The organism is Streptomyces sp. NPDC086023 (genome assembly GCF_044540325.1).
GTDB lineage: Bacteria > Actinomycetota > Actinomycetes > Streptomycetales > Streptomycetaceae > Streptomyces.
The window spans coordinates 1-211 of record NZ_JBITRX010000053.1; the positions used below are offsets into that span (position 1 = coordinate 1).

Below are 211 nucleotides of genomic sequence, written 5' to 3' on the forward strand. Positions count from 1 at the left end.
GACGGTCGTCGCGGCGGAAGCCGCCGCGCTCGTCGTCCCGACGCGGGGCACGGTCGTCACGACGGAAGCCACCACCCTGCGGACGGTCCTCGCGCCGGCCGTAGCCGCCACGGTCGCCACCACGCTCGTCGTCACGACGGAACCCGCCGGACGGGCGGTCGTCCCGGCGGAAGCCGCCGCCCTGGGGACGGTCGTCCCGGCGGCCGTAGCC

General features: G+C 78.2%; 1 pseudogene. It reads left to right on the forward strand.

The window, feature by feature from the left end:
- Positions 1 to 211 (forward strand): annotated as a pseudogene (locus ACIF6F_RS37950) (hypothetical protein); the annotation flags it as partial.